We start from the raw sequence: 17,109 nt of genomic DNA on the forward strand, positions 1-17,109 counted from the left end.
TTCACTCGACGACCTGCCGGCCTTCCGGCCGGGCGCTGCACGACGCACGGAACGAGCAGTGCGCGCAGTGCTGTCCGGCGGTCGGGGTGAACCGTTCGTCCAGGACCTTCCCGGCGGCGGTCGCCAGCAGCTCGCCGACCCACTCGCCCTCCAGCGGCTCCTGGGCCTGCACCTTGGGCAGGCCGTCGCCGCCGTCCCGCCTGGCCGCGCCCTGGCGCAGCTGGACGAGTTCCGCGCCGCCGGGCTCGGGGCGTGCGCCGTCGAAGGCCGCGTCGACCGCGCCCTCGCGGACGGCGAGCTGGTAGACGGCCAGCTGCGGATGGCGGGCCACCTCGGCTCCGGTGGGCGCCTGCTTGCCGGTCTTGAAGTCGACCACGTAGGCCCGGCCCTCGCCGTCCTTCTCCACCCGGTCCATGGAGCCCCGGACGCGCACCTGGTGTCCCCCGGCGGTCAGGGTCACGTCGAAGTCGTGCTCACTGGCCACCGCGGTGCGTCCGGCGCGGTCCAGGACGTGCCACCTCAGGAAGCGTTCCAGCGCCACCCGTGCGTTGTCCCGCTCCTGGGCCGACTTCCACGGCGCGTCGAAGGCGAGGGCGTTCCAGACGGTCTCCAGGCGCTCCATGAGAGCCGCGAGGTCGGCGGGGGTGCGGCCGGAGGCGACCTCGTCGGCGAGGACGTGCACCACGTTGCCGAACCCCTGGGCGGCGGTCGCGGGGGCGTCGGCCCGCACCTCGCGGCCGAGGAACCACTGCAGCGCGCAGGTGTTGGCGAGCTGGTCGAGGGCGCTGCCGGACAGCACGACGGGCTGGTCGCGGTCGCGCAGCGGCACCTGGCTCGCGGTCGGTTCGGCCATGCCCCACCACCGGTAGGGGTGTGCCGAGGGGACCAGCGGGCGGCCCTCGTCGTCGGCGAGCGCCGCGAGCCGGGCCAGTCGGCGCGCGGCCGCCTCCCGCAGGGCGTCGGACGCGTTCGGGTCCACGGTCGTCGCGCGCAACTCGGCGACCAGTGCCGCGACGGACAGCGGCCGGCGGGGGCGGCCGGTGACGTCCTGGGGCTCGACGCCGAGTTCGGTGAGGAAGCGGGAGGGCTGGTCGCCGTCGTCCGCGGGCGCCTTCACGGCGGTCACGACCAGCCGTTCGCGCGCGCGGGTGACGGCCACGTAGAACAGCCGGCGCTCTTCGGCCAGCAGCGCGCCCGGGGTGAGCGGCTCGGCGAGTCCGTCCCGGCCGATGCGGTCGGCCTCCAGCAGGGAACCGCGGCGCCGCAGGTCCGGCCACAGTCCCTCCTGGACGCCCGCGACGACGACCAGCCGCCACTGCAGGCCCTTGGAGCGGTGCGCCGTCATCAGGCGCACCGCGTCGGGGCGTACCGCTCGCCGGGTGAGGGTGTCGGCGGCGATGTCCTGAGCCTCGATCTCCTCCAGGAAGTTCAGCGCGCCCCGGCCGCCGGTGCGCTCCTCGGCGCGGCCGGCGGTCGCGAACAGCGCGCACACGGCGTCGAGGTCCCGGTCGGCGTTGCGCGCGGCGGCTCCGCCGCGTCGGGCGGCCCGCTCCAGGCGGCCGGGCCACGGGGTGCCGTCCCACAGGTCCCACAGCGCCTCCTCCGCGGTGCCGCCGCCCGCCAGGCGCTCCCTGGCCTTCCTCAGCAGCGCGCCCAGGCGCTGGGCGCCGCGCGCGTACGCCGGGTCGTGCGCCACCAGGCGCTCCGGTTCGGCCAGTGCCTGGGCCAGCAGTTGGTCGGAGGGGGGCGGCAGGGGGTTGCCCGCGGCCCGCTCCTCCTCGCGCAGTGCGCGGCCGAGTCGGCGCAGGTCTGCGGCGTCCATGCCGGCGAGCGGCGAGGCGAGGAGGGTGAGGGCGGTCTCGATGTCGAGCCAGCAGGGGTCCGTCCCGGCTCCCCGCCGGAGCTCCTCCGCCTGCTCCTGTACCTGCTCTCGCGCCGGTTCCTCCGCCTGCCCCCGCGCCCGCTCCCCCGTCGGCTCCTGTGCCTGCTCCTCGGCCTGCGCGCCCGTCGGCTCGTTCGTCTGTTCGCCCGTCGGCATGCCCTGGGGCGTGTGCCGCGGCTCCTCGGCCGCCGTCTCCGCCCCGGGGCGCCGCGCGGCCTCCGCCGTCGCCACCGCGCGCAGCGCCGTCAGCAGGGGCGTCACCGCCGGTTCGTGGCGCAGCGGCAGGTCGTCGCCGTCCACGTCCAGCGGGACGCCGGCCGCGGTCAGGGCGCGCCGCAAGGTCGGAATGGTGCGGGCGCCGGCTCGCACCAGGACGGCCATCTCGCTCCACGGGACGCCGTCCTCCAGGTGGGCGCGGCGCAGGATGTCGGCGATGTTGTCCACCTCGGTGCCCGGCGTCGGGTAGGTGTGGACCTCGACGCGCCCGCCGTCCCGTGCCGCGGTCAGCTCCCGGTGGGCGCGGATCCGGTCAGCCGGGAGGCGGGTGAGCGGCATGCGCTGGGTGAGCAGGCGGGTGGCGGCCAGCAGCGTCGCGCCGGAGCGGCGCGAGGTGCGCAGCACCGCGACGGGCGCGGGACCGCCGTCCGCACGGGGGAACGTCTGCGGGAACTGCGTGATGCCGTTGACGTCCGCGCCCCGGAACGCGTAGATCGACTGGTCGGGGTCGCCGAAGGCGAGCAGGGTCCGGCCGCCCCCGGCCAGTGCCCGCAGCAGCCGCACCTGGGCCGGATCGGTGTCCTGGTACTCGTCGACGTAGACCGCGTCGTACTGGGCGGCGAGCCGCTCGGCGACCTCCGGGCGCCGGGCGAGGAGGACCGCGCGGTGGACGAGTTCGGCGTAGTCGAGTACGCCCTGCAGGTCGAGGACGTCGAGGTACTCGGCGAGGAAGGCGGCCGCGGCCTGCCAGTCGGGGCGGCCGATGCGGCGCGCGAACGCCGCCAGGGCGTCGGGGCCGAGGCCCAGTTCGCGGCTGCGGGCGAGCACGGCGCGGACCTCGTCGGCGAAGCCGCGGGTGGTCAGGCAGGCGCGCAGCTCGTCCGGCCAGCGGACATGGGCGAGACCCAGCCGCTCCAGGTCGACCTGGCCCGCCAGGAGGTCACGGACGGTGACGTCCTGCTCGGGACCGGACAACAGCCGCAGCGGTTCCACGAACAGTCCGCTGTCCTGGTGGGCGCGGACGAGGGCGTAACAGAAGGAGTGGAAGGTGGTGGCCCGGGGAGCGTGCGCCGTCCCGGTGCGCTGGGCCATGCGGTCGCGGAGTTCCACGGCGGCCTTGCGGCTGAACGTCAGCACCAGGATCCGCTCGGGGTCCTGGCCGCGGGCGACCCGCCGGGCGACGGACTCGACCAGGGTGGTGGTCTTGCCGGTGCCCGGACCCGCGAGGACGAGCAGCGGACCGGACTCGTGGTCAACCACGGCGCGCTGTGCGGCGTCCAGACCAGGGGGATCCGGCATCGTCGGCGGGGTGCGCACCAGTCGGTAGGCGCCACGGTCTCCCTTCCGCACCGGGGGGTGCGGAAGGGGCCTGGTGGAGGAAGAGGAGCTCACGTGGTTCGCCGGTCCTGGTGGGTGTGCTGGGGTCTGTCATGGCCGGCGCGGGGCGCCGTGGTCGCGGGCCCCGCGGCGGGCGGGCGCCCCGGGGTGCGGGGCACGCGTCCCGCCGACGGTACGCCGGTGCCCGCGGTGGAAGCACGGCTTCCCCTTGTCCTCCGTACTCACCCTGGGCGCTGTCTTCACGGCTGTCCCTCGACGCACGAACGTACGGCATGTCCCGGACGTGCCCGGATTCGCCCGTACGGGCCACGCGCTCCCCTCGGGGCCGCCGGATGGCGGAAGCTGTCAGGTGTGACCCTGCGCACGTCCGCCGCCGTCGCCGTCCCAGCGCGCCCGTCCCATGTCGAGCCGCGGCAGATGGCCCTCGGCCGCTCTGCCCGCCGCCCTCAGGGGGGTGCCCTCGGCACGGTAGTGGTCGAGCGCCCGCAGCTCGTGGCCGGGGAGCAGCCTGCCGTCGGCGCGTACGACCCGCCACCAGGGGACGGCTCCGCCGTAGAGGGCCATCACCCGGCCGACCTGGCGGGGCCCGCCCTCCTCCAGCCATTCGGCGACGTCCCCGTAGGTCATGACGCGGCCCGGCGGAATCAGTTCCGCAACCTCCAGGACCCGCTCGGCGTACTCCGGGTACTCGGGCGGCGCCTCGGGACGTTCCGGGTGGTCCACGCCCGGGGGACTCGTTTCACTCATCCGTCCCATCCTGCCGCACCCCACCGACAGTGTGCGGCGGACGTGGCGGAGCGTGCCCTCGCAGCCGGGCGGGGCTTCCGGCAGACTGTCGGATCCCGCACATGCACCCTGATGCCTCCGAGTGTCGGCGCGGCATGCCACCATCGTGCGGGCGGTGACCGTTGATACGAGACCAAGAAGAGAGCATGAAGCAGCAGGGTGTGCACCCCGACGGCGCGGAGGGCACCTCTGGGGTCTCGTCGCGCCCGGACGCCGACGGCACGGGCGGTGCCGGCCGCGCGGCCGGCCACCGGGACGATCGGGACCGAACGGGCGGTGAGGATGCGGCCGCGGCGCGTGAGTCCGGTCGGGGCGCCGAAGTGACGCACGTCGGCGAGCTGGAGAGCGACGAGCCGCTGCTCCCGGCGCGCGTGCACCGCCCCTCGGACCTGATGCGCCTCCTCGTGGGCGTGCTCGCCGTCGTCGTCCTGCTGGCGATCGCCGCGTTCGCGCACGGCACGACCTCGGGCTTCGAACAGGACATCAACAAGGGCACCGGACAGGCACCCGACCTGCTCATCAAGATCGCCGGGCTGGCGTCCAGCATCGCGATCCTGCTGGTCCCGGTCGCCTTCGCGATCGAACGGCTGATCAAACGCGACGGGCTGCGGATCGCCGACGGCGTCCTGGCGGCGGTCCTCGCGCACGGGGTGACGCTCGCCACCGACCTGTGGGTGGCCAAGGCCGCCCCGCACTCGATCCAGGAGGCGCTCACCCAGCCCTCCCCCGGCGACATCCACGCGCTGACCGACCCTGTGCACGGCTACCTCGCCCCGGTTATCGCGTACATGACAGCGGTCGGCATGTCCCGCAGACCGCGCTGGCGCTCGGTGCTGTGGATCGTGCTGCTGCTGGATGCCTTCTCGATGCTGGTCACCGGCTACACGACCCCGTTCTCGATCATCCTGACGGTGCTGATCGGCTGGACCATCGCCTACGGCACCCTGTACGCGGTCGGCTCGCCGAACGCCCGTCCCACCGGTCGCACACTGATGACGGGGCTGCGGACGGTCGGCTTCCACCCGGTGAGCACGGCCCGTGTGGAGGCGGCGGAGAGCGCGGACAGCGCCGACCGTGGCCGGCGCTACTTCGTCACCCTGGAGGACGGTCCGCCGCTGGACGTCACGGTCGTCGACCGGGAGCAGCAGGCGCAGGGCTTCTTCTACCGCCTGTGGCGCAACCTCACCCTACGCAGCTTCGCCACCCGCAGCAGCCTCCAGTCGCTGCGCCAGGCCCTGGAGCAGGAGGCCCTGCTCGCCTACGCGGCCATCGCGGCCGGCGCCAACGCGCCCAAGCTGATCGCGACCTCCGAGCTCGGTCCCGACGCCGTGATGCTGGTCTACGAGCACACCGGCGGACGTACGTTCGACTCGCTGGCCGACGAGGAGATCACCGACGAGTTGCTGCGGAACGCCTGGCACCAGGTGCGGGCACTTCAGTCGCGGCGCATCGCGCACCGCAGGCTGGCGGGTGACGCGATCGTGGTGGATCGTTCCGGCAGGGTGATCCTCACCGATCTGCGCGGGGGCGAGATCGCGGCCGGGGACCTGCTGCTGCGCATGGACGTCGCGCAACTGGTGACGACACTCGGCCTCCGGGTGGGCGCGGAACGTGCCGTGGCCTCGGCCGTGGGCGTGCTGGGCCCGGACGCGGTGGCCGACTGCCTGCCCATGCTGCAGCCCATCGCACTGACCCGCGCCACGCGGGCGACGCTGCGCAGACTGGCCCGGGAGCGGGCGCAGCGGGAGCGCGAGGCGGTCCTGGAGGCCTCCAGGCAGGCCAAGCTGGCCCGCCTCGAACAGTCGTCCCAAGACGGCGCGAGCGATGCCGGGCCGGTGGCCGAGAAGCCGGACAAGAAGGCCGAGCGGGCCGAGGCGCGCGCGGAGAAGCGGGCGATCGACGAGGCGCTGGAGGAGGCCCGCGAAGAGGACCTGCTGACCCAGATCCGACACCAGGTGCTGAGGATCAGGCCGCAGGCGCCGGTCGAGCCGGCCCGGCTGGAGAGGGTGCGGCCGCGCACTCTGATCAGCCTCATCGCGGGCGCCATCGGCGCGTACTACCTGCTGACCCAGCTCACCCACATCCAGTTCGGCACGCTCTTCGCCCACGCCCAGTGGGGCTGGCTGGTGGCGGCGGTGCTGTTCTCGGCCCTCAGTTACGTGGCCGCCGCCATGGCGCTGCTGGGGTTCGTCCCGGAACGGGTGCCGTTCGTGCGGACCGTGGCGGCCCAGGTCGCCGGGTCGTTCGTGAAGATCGTCGCGCCGGCGGCGGTCGGCGGCGTGGCCCTCAACACGCGCTTCCTGCAGCGATCCGGGGTGCGGCCCGGGCTGGCGGTGGCGAGCGTCGGCGCGTCCCAGCTGTTCGGGCTCGGCTGCCACATCCTGATGCTGCTGTCCTTCGGCTATCTGACCGGCACCGAGAAGACACCGTCGCTCTCCCCGTCCCGGACGGTCATCGCGGGACTGCTGACGGTCGCGGTGCTGGTGCTGGTGGTCACCTCGGTGCCGTTCCTGCGCAAGTTCGTCGTCACTCGGGTGCGGTCGCTCTTCGCCGGCGTCGTGCCGCGCATGCTGGACGTGCTGCAGCGGCCGCAGAAGCTCGTCACGGGCATCGGCGGCATGCTGCTGCTGACGGCCTGCTTCGTGATGTGCCTGGACGCCTCCATCCGGGCGTTCGGGGACGAGTCGACCTCGCTGAGCATCGCCAGCGTCGCCGTCGTCTTCCTGGCCGGCAACGCACTCGGCTCCGCCGCCCCGACCCCGGGCGGTGTGGGCGCGGTCGAGGCGACCCTGACGGTCGGGCTGATCGCCGTGGGCCTGCCCAAGGAGGTGGCCGCGCCGGCGGTGCTCATGTTCCGGCTGCTGACGCTGTGGCTGCCGGTGCTGCCGGGCTGGCTGGCCTTCAATCACCTCAGCCGCAAGGGCTCACTGTAGGAAGAGCCTCCCGCGCAAGGGGCCTGGCGGAAGGGTTCCACGGGGCCGGGTCCGCGTCCCCCGGACGGCCCGCGTCCCGCGCGGGAGACCGCCCGCGGCGTGAGGATGGAGGCATGCAGAACCCCCGCGGGCTGCGCGCAGCCGCCCTGACAGCGACCGCCGTGCTGCTGTCCGCCCTGGCGGCGGGTTGCGGCGGTGCCTCCCACCCCGCGGACACGACGGCCCAGAAGCTGCTCTGGAAGGACTGCCCGGCGCCGTCCGCGGCGGAGGGCGGCGGTGCGGCGCCGTCCCCGCTGCCGGGCGGCGGCACATGGCAGTGCGCCACCATGCGGGCGCCCCTGGACTGGAGCAGGCCGCGGGGCGAGACGATCGGCATCGCGCTGATCCGGGCGAGGGCGAGCGGGCCGGGCCCGCGCATCGGCTCGCTGATCTTCAACTTCGGCGGGCCCGGCGGCTCGGGCGTGAACACGCTGCCCTCGTTCGCCCCGGACTACGCCAAGCTGCGCACCCGCTACGACCTGGTCAGCTTCGACCCGCGCGGGGTGGGCCGCAGCGCGGGCGTCAGATGCCTGAGCGACGCCCAGCTCGACCAGTACTTCCAGCAGGACGCGACGCCCGACGACGCCGCCGAGCGGGCCGCCCTGTTGAAGAACACCGAGCGGTTCAACGCGAGCTGCGAGAAGAACTCCGCACGGATCCTTGCGCACGTGCGCACCACCGACGCGGCCCGTGACATGGACCTCATGCGGCGCGTCCTCGGCGACGCGAAGCTCCACTACTTCGGCATCTCCTACGGCACCGAACTCGGCGGTGTCTACGCCCACCTCTTCCCGCGGCACGTGGGCCGCGCCGTCCTCGACGGGGTGGTCGACCCCACGCAGACCCCCGAGCAGAGCGCGCTCGGCCAGGCCAGGGGATTCCAGCTGGCCATGGACAACTTCGCGCGCGACTGCGTCTCGAAGACCACCGAGTGCCCCATCGGCAGCTCCGCGCAGGACGTCGAGAACCGCGTCGCCGCGCTGCTCAAGAGGCTCGACAGCCGGCCGATCCCCGGCGTCTTCCCGCGCCGGCTGACCGAGACCGCAGCGACCAACGGCATCGCCCAGGCCCTGTACTCCAAGGAGCTGTGGCAGCCGCTCACCGAGGGACTGCAGGAGGCCTACGACGGCGACGGCAGGATCCTCATGCTGCTGTCCGACGCGCTGAACGGCCGCAGCGAGAACGGCGAGTACAGCAACCTCACCGCCGCGAACGTCGCCATCAACTGCGCCGACGAGAAGCAGCGGTACGACACGGCCCACGTGGAGCGGAAGCTGCCCGAGTTCCGGGCCGTCTCCCCGCTGTTCGGGGACTTCCTGGCCTGGGGCATGCTCAGCTGCACCGACTGGGCCGTGCCCGGCGCGGCCGAACACCCCGACGTGAGCGCGCCCGGCTCGGCGCCGATCCTCGTCGTGGGCAACACCGGCGACCCGGCGACGCCGTACGGGGGCGCGAAGAAGATGGTGGACGCGCTGGGCAGCGGTGTCGCCGTCGAACTGACCTACAAGGGTCAGGGACACGGCGCGTACGACAGCAAGAACAAGTGTGTGCAGGACGCCGTGAACGGCTATCTGCTCGACGGAAAGGTACCGGCCGCGGGGACGGTCTGTTCCTAGGATCGCGACAGGTGGCGTCTTCGCCTGCCGCGGCGACACCGGCACGGCCCCCACGCTCGGGCCACACCATGCCACTTTCCCCATGAAATCGCTGGTCAGCGGGTTATCCACAGGCTTGCTCCGACGCGCTCCGGCCCGCCTACCATGGCCTTACAGCTCCCGGCGGCCGATCCGCCGGAGCCCGTGAGGGGGGGATGCGCCATGTCGCGTTTCGCGCGGTGGGGAGCCGTGGCCGCCGCCGCGGTGCTGCTGGCCGGCTGCGGCGGCGGACCGTCCGGCGGAAAGGACGACGGGGGAAAGGGCCGGTCCAGCCCCGCGGTCCCGCCGACGGTGACGCCCGCCGACGGGCTTCCCCCGGGCCTGCCCGCCTCACTCGCCTCCCAGCGGCTCGACTGGGGCCGGTGCGGCGCCACCGCCGACTCCCCCGCACCGGGCGGCGACTGGCAGTGCGCGACGCTCAGGACGCCGCTGGACTGGTCCCGCCCGGACGGTGAGACCATCGGCCTCGCCCTCATCCGGACCAGGGCGACCGACGAGCGCACCGGCTCGCTGCTGTTCGACTTCGGCGGCCCCGGCGCGTCCGGGGTGGCCACTCTGCCCGCCTACGCTCCGGTGACCGGCACGCTCGGCGAGCACTACGACCTGGTGAGCTGGGACCCGCGCGGGGTCGGCGCGAGCAAGGGCGTCCGCTGCCGCGACGACCGGCGGATCCAGGCCGCCGAGGCGATCGACGTGACACCGGACACCCCGGCCGAGGAGCGCGCCTACCTCCGGGACGCGGCCGACTTCGGCAAGGGCTGCGCGAAAGCCGCCGGAGAACTGCTCACGCACGTCTCCACCACCGACACGGCGCGGGACATGGACCTGATGCGCCAGGTACTCGGCGATGCCCGGATGCACTACTTCGGCATCTCCTACGGCACCGAACTCGGCGGCGTCTACGCCCACCTCTTCCCGCAGCACGTGGGCCGGATGGTGCTGGACGCGGTGGTCGACCCGACCGCCGACACGGTGGGCCACGCACTGAACCAGACCCGCGGCTTCCAGCGAGCACTCGACGACTACCTGAGGTCCACCGGCCAGGATCCGCGGCAGGGCTCCCGGCGGATAGCGGACCTGCTGGAGCGGATCGACGCCGAGCCGCTGCCCACCTCGTCCGGGCGGAAGCTGACGCAGACTCTGGCGCTCACCGGCCTCGTCACACCGCTCTACAGCAAGAACAGCTGGCCGACGCTGACCGGTGCGCTCCAGGCGGCGCGCAAGGGCGACGGCTCCGGTCTGCTGTCGCTGGCGGACGCCTACAACGACCGTGACGCCACGGGCCACTACGGCACGACGACCCATGCGCAGCGGGTCATATCGTGCCTGGACGACAAGCAGCGGCCGACGCCCGAGCAGACGAGGGGGCTGCTGCCCGAGTTCGAGGAGGTCTCGCCGGTGTTCGGGCACTACATGGCCTGGGACACGGCCGGCTGGTGCCACGACTGGCCGGTGCCCGGCCAGTACGACACGCCCGAGGTCGCGGCACCGGGTGCGGCGCCGATCCTGCTGGTCGGCAACACCGGCGACCCCGCGACGCCCTACGAGGGCACCCGGAGGATGGCGGACGAACTCGGCCCGGGAGTCGGCGTCGAACTCACCTGGAAGGGCGAGGGCCACGGAGCGTACGGCGGTGGCAGCGACTGCGTGGACTCGACGGTGAACGCGTACCTGATCGAGGGGACGGTACCGAGGAACGGCAAGGTCTGTTCCTGACACCGGCGGCCGCCACGGGCGCCCGATGCGGACCCGCCCCGCGCCCGCCTCCGTACGGACGGGCCGAGCCGGCGTTCGGACACCGGCGGACCGGGCACCCTCCCCCACGCCGCCCCGCGCGTCGGTGACGTTGTCCCGGGAGGGATACGGATCGGACACAGTGATGCGGATGGGGTGGGGGTCACGGGCCGGCGCCCGGCATCTTCTGTGGAGGCAGCGTCACTCGGCCTTCACCGCCCCATCACACATCCAGGAGTCCGCCGATGAACGAGCAGTCAGGCGCAGGCCCCGCCGATCCGTCAAGGAACGTTCCGCCACCGCCCGCCTTCCCGCCCGCAGGGGCGGGGTCTGTCCCGCCCCCGCCGGCCTACGCCCCCGGCTACCCCCCGCCCCAGGGTCACCCGGCGGGAGGCGCGGCGCCGTGGCAGCCCCCGGCGAACCCCGGTCACCCGCCGTCCGCCGTGGCGCGGCGTCCGAGGACCGGGCTGTGGGTCGTGCTCGGTGCGGTGGCCGTCCTGCTGGTGGGCGGCGGGGCGTACGCGCTGGCCGGAAGCGACGGGTCACCGTCCAAGGACGCGGCGGCGGGCGGAAGTCCGGCCGACGGTGCGGGCCCGGCCGGTGGCGCGGGCTCCGGCTCGGGGAACGGTTCGGGCTCGGGCTCGGGCAAGGGCGAGCGGGTTCCGGCGCCCGAGGCGCAGCAACTGCGACGCGTCGAGTTGCCGAACTCGTACCTGGGCCTGGCCCGCAACGATGGCGGCGTGCCCGGGCTGGCGGAGATGGAGGAGGCGGCGAAGGCCGAGGACCCGAGCACGGAGGTCGTCGGCACGGTCTACACAGGCGGACAGTTCGGAGAGAAGCACGCCGTCGTGATCGGCGGATACAGGAACGCGGCGCTCACCGAGGCCGAGCGCCGGCAGGCACTCGCCAACGCGTGGAAGACCGACCCGCGAAGTGCGGTGCAGACCGTCGTCGGCCCCGTCAAGGACGTGGACCCCGGCCCGCTGGGCGGGATGATGCAGTGCGCGCAGACGGTCTCCACTCAGGACCAGCCGGACGTCCTCGGCAACACCATGTTCAGCTCGGTGCAGTGCGTGGTGGTGGGCGTCAACACGACGATCGAGTTCGTCGAGAGTGAGGAACTCTCCGGCAACAGCGTCAGCAAAACCGCTGACGACCTGCGCGGATTCCGGGCACAGGCCGAGGTGAAACGCTGACCGCGGTCCGGTCCCGAACGTCACGACGCCTTGTGCAGCACCACGGACGCGGAGTTCTTGTCAGCCGCGGAGTACCGGAGCGTCCCGTCGGCCTGCAGGTCGAGCAGGCGCTGCCCGCCGGTGTTGCAGTCCATCGCGTGGGAGCCGACGAGTCTCGACGTGTACCGAAGTCGGGTCCTGGTGATGGAGACCAAGGTCCAGGCCGCGTCGCAGTAGCCGGTCGAGCTGACGGCTTGCCCCTCTGCGGCGAACCGGTCACCGACCTGCGCGTCGCCGACGCGCACAGTGAACCTGGAGTTCTTGTCACTGCCGGTGTGGTCGGCCTGCCATGTGCCGAGAAAGGCCGCCGGTACGGTTTTCTCCGTCGCCTCGCTGGAGGACCCGGCCGACGGATCGCTCGACGGGCCGTCAGTGACGACAGGGGAGCCGTCGGCCCGGGGCGCCGTCGGAGTCGAAGAGGTGCTGTCCGGCGAGGCGGTGCCGCCGGGCGACCCGAGCTTCGCCGCCCCGTAGCTGCCCAGGGCCGCCAGTACGAGCACGGGCGTGACGATCGCGGTGATCCGTCGGCCGCGGCCGCGCCTCGGAGCGGGGGTCGGCGGTCCGAAGGCGGGCTGGGTGGCGGGCTGGGTGGCGGGCCGGCCGGCTCCCGGCACCGGGTGTGCGAGGCGGTGGCCCGGGGGCTGCGGCGGCGGGCCGGAGACGGTCGGCATAGCGTGTTCAGGCAGCGGCGCACCGGGGGCGACCGCTGTGGGCAGCGGGGTGCCGGGCTGCGCGGGTGTCGGGCTCTCGCTCTCCAGGTCGAGCAGCCGGACGGCGGTGCGGCCGACGGCGGCGGCGAGGTCAGCGGGCAGCCAACTGCTGCGGCCGAACCGGCCGGCGGCGGCGTTCTCGGGGTCCAGAAGCTCACGCAGTCGCCGCGGGGTGGGCCTGGCCTCGGGGCTCTTGGCCATGCAGGCGAGGATCACGGCGCGCAGCGGGTCGTCGATCGCCGACAGGTCGGGCTGTTCGTGCAGCACTCGGTACAGCAGGACGGCGGCGCTGACGCCTTCGCCGAACGGCTGGCGGCCGGTGGCGGCCAGGGCGAGCACCGCGCCGAGCGAGAACACGTCGCTGGCCGCGCCGACGGGCTGCCCCTGGGCCTGCTCGGGGGACATGAACCCGGGCGAGCCGATGACGTGGCCGGTCCGGGTCAGGCCGGAGGCGGCGTCCAGGGCGCGGGCGATGCCGAAGTCGATCAGCCGGGGGCCGTCGAGTGTCAGCAGTACGTTCGACGGTTTGACGTCGCGGTGCACCAGGCTCAGCGCGTGGACGTGGGCGAGGGCCTCGGCAAGGCCCACCCCGAGCAGCCGGACGGTGGCCTCGGGCAGCGGGCCGTGCTCGTGCACGGCGGCCGCGAGCGAGGGGCCGGTCACGAAGCCGGAGGCCACCCAGGGCCGCACCCCTTCCGTGTCGGCGTCCAGGACGGGCGCGGTCCACTCACCGCCCACCCTGCGCGCCGCGGCCACCTCGTGACGGAACCTCTCCCGGAACTCGGGGTCCCGGGCCAGATCCGGCCGGACCGTCTTCACCGCGACGGTCCGCCCACCCGGTGTCCGCCCCAGGTAGACCTGCCCCATACCGCCGGCGCCGAGCCGCCCGAGCAACCGGTAGTCACCCAGGCCCCTGGGGTCGTCCTGCTCCAGCGGCTGCATCTTGTCACCCCATCGAATGATCGCCTGTTCGGTGCAGAAAATATCGGTTGGGGGATGTGATGTGGAGGTTTCGAGGTCACGGTTTGGGCAGCCCGTCGGCTCCTGCCCGCCGGCGGTGGCGAGCGGTGAGCATCGCGCCTCGGCCCGCTCGCATCCACACCTGGCCGTGAGGATGTCGGCGGTGCCGCCCGAGGCGGTCTGACGCCCGTCGGCCGAAGCGGGCCGCGTCGAACGCGGGCCCGGCGCCGGGCCTGGCGGAGCGATTCGGGTCCGGGCCCTTCCCGGGCCGTGCGAGGCCGGTCGACATCGGCCGACAACGACCGAAGCCCACGGCGTCCGATCCGGTCGGAGCCGTGGGCTTCGTCAGTCTCGCCGGTGGGCGAGACCCTTGATTCAGTACACCGGCTTGTGCGGTTCGATCTGGTTGACCCAGCCGATCACGCCGCCGCCGACGTGCACGGCGTCCGAGAAGCCCGCGGACTTCAGCACCGCGAGGACTTCCGCACTGCGGACACCCGTCTTGCAGTTCAGGACGATCTTCTTGTCCTGGGGGAGGCTCTCCAGGGCGGTGCCCATGAGGAACTCGTTCTTCGGGATCAGCCGGGCGCCCGGGATGGAGACGATCTCGAACTCGTTCGGCTCGCGGACGTCGATGAGCTCGATGTTCTCACCGTCGTCGATCCACTCCTTGAGCTGCTTCGGAGTGATCGTCGAGTCGGCCGCGGCCGCCTGGGCCTCCTCGGAGACGACGCCGCAGAAGGCCTCGTAGTCGATGAGCTCGGTGACGGTGGGGTTCTCGCCGCAGACCGCGCAGTCGGGGTCCTTGCGGACCTTGACCTGGCGGTACTGCATCTCCAGGGCGTCGTAGATCATCAGGCGGCCGACCAGCGGCTCGCCGATGCCCGCGAGGAGCTTGATGGCCTCGTTGACCTGGATGGAGCCGATGGACGCGCACAGCACGCCCAGGACGCCGCCCTCGGCGCAGGAGGGAACCATGCCGGGGGGCGGGGGCTCCGGGTAGAGGCAGCGGTAGCAGGGGCCGTGCTCGGACCAGAACACCGAGGCCTGGCCGTCGAAGCGGTAGATCGAGCCCCACACGTACGGCTTGTTGAGGAGCACGCACGCGTCGTTGACCAGGTAGCGGGTCGCGAAGTTGTCCGTGCCGTCGACGATCAGGTCGTACTGGCTGAAAATGTCCATCACGTTGTCGGCTTCGAGCCGCTCCTCGTGCAGGACCACGTTCACGTACGGGTTGATGCCCTTGACGGTGTCACGCGCGGACTCGGCCTTGGAGCGGCCGATGTCGGACTGGCTGTGGATGACCTGGCGCTGCAGGTTCGACTCGTCGACCTCGTCGAACTCCACGATGCCGAGCGTGCCGACGCCCGCCGCGGCCATGTACATCAGCGCCGGCGAGCCCAGGCCACCGGCGCCCACACAGAGCACCTTGGCGTTCTTCAGCCGCTTCTGCCCGTCCATCCCGACATCGGGGATGATCAGGTGGCGGGAGTACCTGCGAACCTCGTCTACGGTGAGCTCGGGAGCCGGCTCGACCAGGGGTGGCAACGACACGGGGACTCCGTTGGTCGGTCGATCACTATGGTTGTTCTCCTCGTAACACTGCCACGGCCTTCTTCATTCCGAGACACCTGTTCCGGCACGCGAGACGATTTCGTCCCAGTAACCGGGCAGGCTCTCCCAGGGGTCGGTGCGGCCGCCGTGATCCGTGCGGTCGGTGAACCAGATCGTGGCCGCGCCCTGCCAGCGGGCGATGCGCAGCGCCTCGTCGAGATGGCCGCGCGGAACGCCGTGCACCAGGTGGCAGAAGCGCTCGGGCGGATGGTCGGCGGTCCACTCCGCGACCTGGGACCAGCGGTAGTCGTGCCACGGACCGCTGAACGTCACCAGTTGATCGGCGTTCTCGGCGTAGCCGGGGTGCGGGTGGGTGCCGTGGCCCAGGACGATGTGGGCGTCCTCGCGCAGCGCCCGGAGCGAGGTGAGCGTGCGCCGGGTCTCGGGCAGCTCCGCGCGGCCGGAGGGACAGCGGTCCAGCAGGAAGCCGTCGACCCGGTACCACTCGAGGTACCGGTGCGCGTCGGCGATCAGTTCGATGCGGGACCGGACGCCGTGGGCGGTGTCGAGCCGGCCGAGGACGCGGACACCCGCGTCGCGCAGCCGCCCGGCCGCGTCCTGACAGTGCGGGTCGGACCGGACGCCGGGGCCGTCGGCGATGTCGAGGACGACCCAGTCCAGGGGTGTGCCGGGCCGGGTTAGCGCGTGCCACTCGGCGGGGGCGAGCAGGGGGTGGGCGCAGCCGGGCACGCCGAGGCCGGTGCGGACTCCGGTGCTCGGCATGCCCGCCGGCGTGCCGGTCAGATGCGGCACGCCGCCTCCATCCAGATGTCGGCGAGGGACTCCTCGAGACTGATCCGGGGCCGCCAGCCGAGCCGGTCGCGCGCGGTGCGCACATCGGCCTGCTGCCAGCTGCCGCAGCCGTCGGGGTACGGGTACGCGACGGGGACGCCCTGGTCCCCGTCGGCGCGGGGGTGCCCGATGGCGGACCTGAGGTGGCCTCCGGGCAGACCGTCGAGTTCATGCAGGGCGCCGCCGTACCCGGCCACCCGGGCCAGCACCGAGGCGGCCTCCCGCAGTCGGACGGCCCGGCCCGAGCCGATGTTGATGACGCCCTGGGCGGCCGAGAGGGAGGCGGCGTGGACGGCGCGGGCCACGTCGCGGACGTCGACGAAGTCCCGCTGGACTCCCAGGCCGCCGAGCTTGAGGTCGTTGTCGCCGGACTGCATGGCGCGGCGCATGGCCTCGGCCAGGCGGCCGAGCGGCGAACCGGCCGGGGTGCCCGGCCCGGCGGGCGAGAAGACCCGGAGCACCACGGCGTCGAGGCCGGAGCCGAGGACCAGCTCGGTGGCGGCGAGTTTGCTGACCCCGTACGGGCCGCCGGGCCGGGGCACGGCGTCCTCGGCGGTGCTGGAGCCGGGCTGGCTCGGGCCGTACTCGGCGCCGCAGCCGATCTGCACCAGCCGGGCGCCGCAGCCGCTGCGGCGCAGGGCCTCGCAGACGGTGGCGACGGCGACGGTGTTGTGCCGGGTCAGCTCGCGGGCGCCGCCCCGGGTGGCGCCCGCGCAGTTGACGACGACGCCGGGGTGGACGGCGTCCAGGAAGCGGGTGAGCGCGCCCGGGCTGCCGGTGGCGAGGTCGAAGCGGACGTCGGCGTCGTCGCCGCGGCCGAGGGCGGTGAGCTGGACGGCCGGGTCGGCGAGCAGGCGGTCGGCGACGAACCGGCCGAGATATCCGTTGGCTCCGATCAGCAGGACCCTCATCGGACGGCTCCCGGGGTGTGCGCTCCGGTGGCTCCGGATGCTCCGGACGCTCCGGATCGGGCGGTGGTCATCTGGTGTTCTCCTTCAAGGGGGGTGGTGCGATCGGCTTCGGCTGTGCGGCCGGTGGCCCGCGGCGCGCGGAGGCCCGCTCCGCCTGCGGCCCGCGCGGCGGCCGGCTCCGGTCGCCGCGCTCGGGTGCGTGGGCGCGCCGGGAACGCGCGCCGGGCGCGTGCCCGGCCGCCGCGCCGACGGGCTGTTCGGGGGCCGGGCGCGGGCGGGCGGGGTGTGCGGGAGCGGGGGGCCG

Annotated in this window: 10 protein-coding genes; 4 read left to right on the forward strand and 6 right to left on the reverse strand. The window is 73.6% G+C overall.

Annotated features, from left to right (window positions below; all coding sequences use genetic code 11):
* Nucleotide 1 precedes the first annotated feature (1 nt).
* Nucleotides 2–3,490: an ATP-dependent helicase gene (locus ACF061_RS06095; protein ID WP_392265615.1), complete on the reverse strand. Its 3,489-nt coding sequence runs from the start codon at nucleotides 3,488–3,490 to the stop codon at nucleotides 2–4.
* A 291-nt stretch (nucleotides 3,491–3,781) separates the two neighbouring features.
* On the reverse strand, nucleotides 3,782–4,183 hold the full coding sequence (locus tag ACF061_RS06100; RefSeq protein ID WP_392265616.1) for an MGMT family protein: 402 nt from the start codon (nucleotides 4,181–4,183) through the stop codon (nucleotides 3,782–3,784).
* Between the two features lie 185 nt (nucleotides 4,184–4,368).
* On the opposite strand from ACF061_RS06100, the gene ACF061_RS06105 reads away from it, so the two are divergent.
* From ACF061_RS06105 to ACF061_RS06120, 4 genes are all read left to right on the forward strand, one after another.
* On the forward strand, nucleotides 4,369–7,155 hold the full coding sequence (locus ACF061_RS06105) for a lysylphosphatidylglycerol synthase domain-containing protein (RefSeq protein ID WP_392265617.1): 2,787 nt from the start codon (nucleotides 4,369–4,371) through the stop codon (nucleotides 7,153–7,155).
* 113 nt (nucleotides 7,156–7,268) lie between these two features.
* Nucleotides 7,269–8,810: an alpha/beta hydrolase gene (locus ACF061_RS06110; protein WP_392265618.1), complete on the forward strand. Its 1,542-nt coding sequence runs from the start codon at nucleotides 7,269–7,271 to the stop codon at nucleotides 8,808–8,810.
* Between the two features lie 201 nt (nucleotides 8,811–9,011).
* Nucleotides 9,012–10,565, forward strand: a complete 1,554-nt coding sequence (locus ACF061_RS06115; RefSeq protein WP_392265619.1) for an alpha/beta hydrolase — start codon at nucleotides 9,012–9,014, stop codon at nucleotides 10,563–10,565.
* A 494-nt stretch (nucleotides 10,566–11,059) separates the two neighbouring features.
* Nucleotides 11,060–11,779, forward strand: coding sequence for a hypothetical protein (locus ACF061_RS06120; protein WP_392265620.1), 720 nt, complete (start codon nucleotides 11,060–11,062; stop codon nucleotides 11,777–11,779).
* A 20-nt stretch (nucleotides 11,780–11,799) separates the two neighbouring features.
* Here ACF061_RS06120 and ACF061_RS06125 read toward each other — a convergent pair whose 3' ends face one another.
* The 4 genes from ACF061_RS06125 to ACF061_RS06140 all read right to left on the reverse strand — a co-directional run bounded on the left by ACF061_RS06125 (nucleotide 11,800) and on the right by ACF061_RS06140 (nucleotide 16,805).
* Nucleotides 11,800–13,470 (reverse strand): protein kinase, encoded by a 1,671-nt coding sequence (locus ACF061_RS06125; RefSeq protein WP_392265621.1) that lies wholly within the window; start codon nucleotides 13,468–13,470, stop codon nucleotides 11,800–11,802.
* A gap of 393 nt (nucleotides 13,471–13,863) precedes the next feature.
* Nucleotides 13,864–15,042, reverse strand: a complete 1,179-nt coding sequence (gene moeZ / locus ACF061_RS06130) for an adenylyltransferase/sulfurtransferase MoeZ (protein ID WP_392265622.1) — start codon at nucleotides 15,040–15,042, stop codon at nucleotides 13,864–13,866.
* A 63-nt stretch (nucleotides 15,043–15,105) separates the two neighbouring features.
* Nucleotides 15,106–15,855, reverse strand: a complete 750-nt coding sequence (locus ACF061_RS06135) for a spherulation-specific family 4 protein (RefSeq protein WP_392265623.1) — start codon at nucleotides 15,853–15,855, stop codon at nucleotides 15,106–15,108.
* Nucleotides 15,843–16,805 carry an NAD-dependent epimerase/dehydratase family protein gene (locus tag ACF061_RS06140; protein ID WP_392265624.1) on the reverse strand — a complete coding sequence of 321 codons (963 nt, stop codon included), beginning with the start codon at nucleotides 16,803–16,805 and terminating at the stop codon, nucleotides 15,843–15,845. The genes ACF061_RS06135 and ACF061_RS06140 overlap by 13 nt, the downstream gene beginning before the upstream one ends.
* Between the last annotated feature and the right edge of the window lie 304 nt (nucleotides 16,806–17,109).

The sequence above is a fragment of the Streptomyces sp. NPDC015220 genome, assembly GCF_043079345.1.
In the GTDB taxonomy this organism is placed as follows: Bacteria; Actinomycetota; Actinomycetes; order Streptomycetales; family Streptomycetaceae; genus Streptomyces.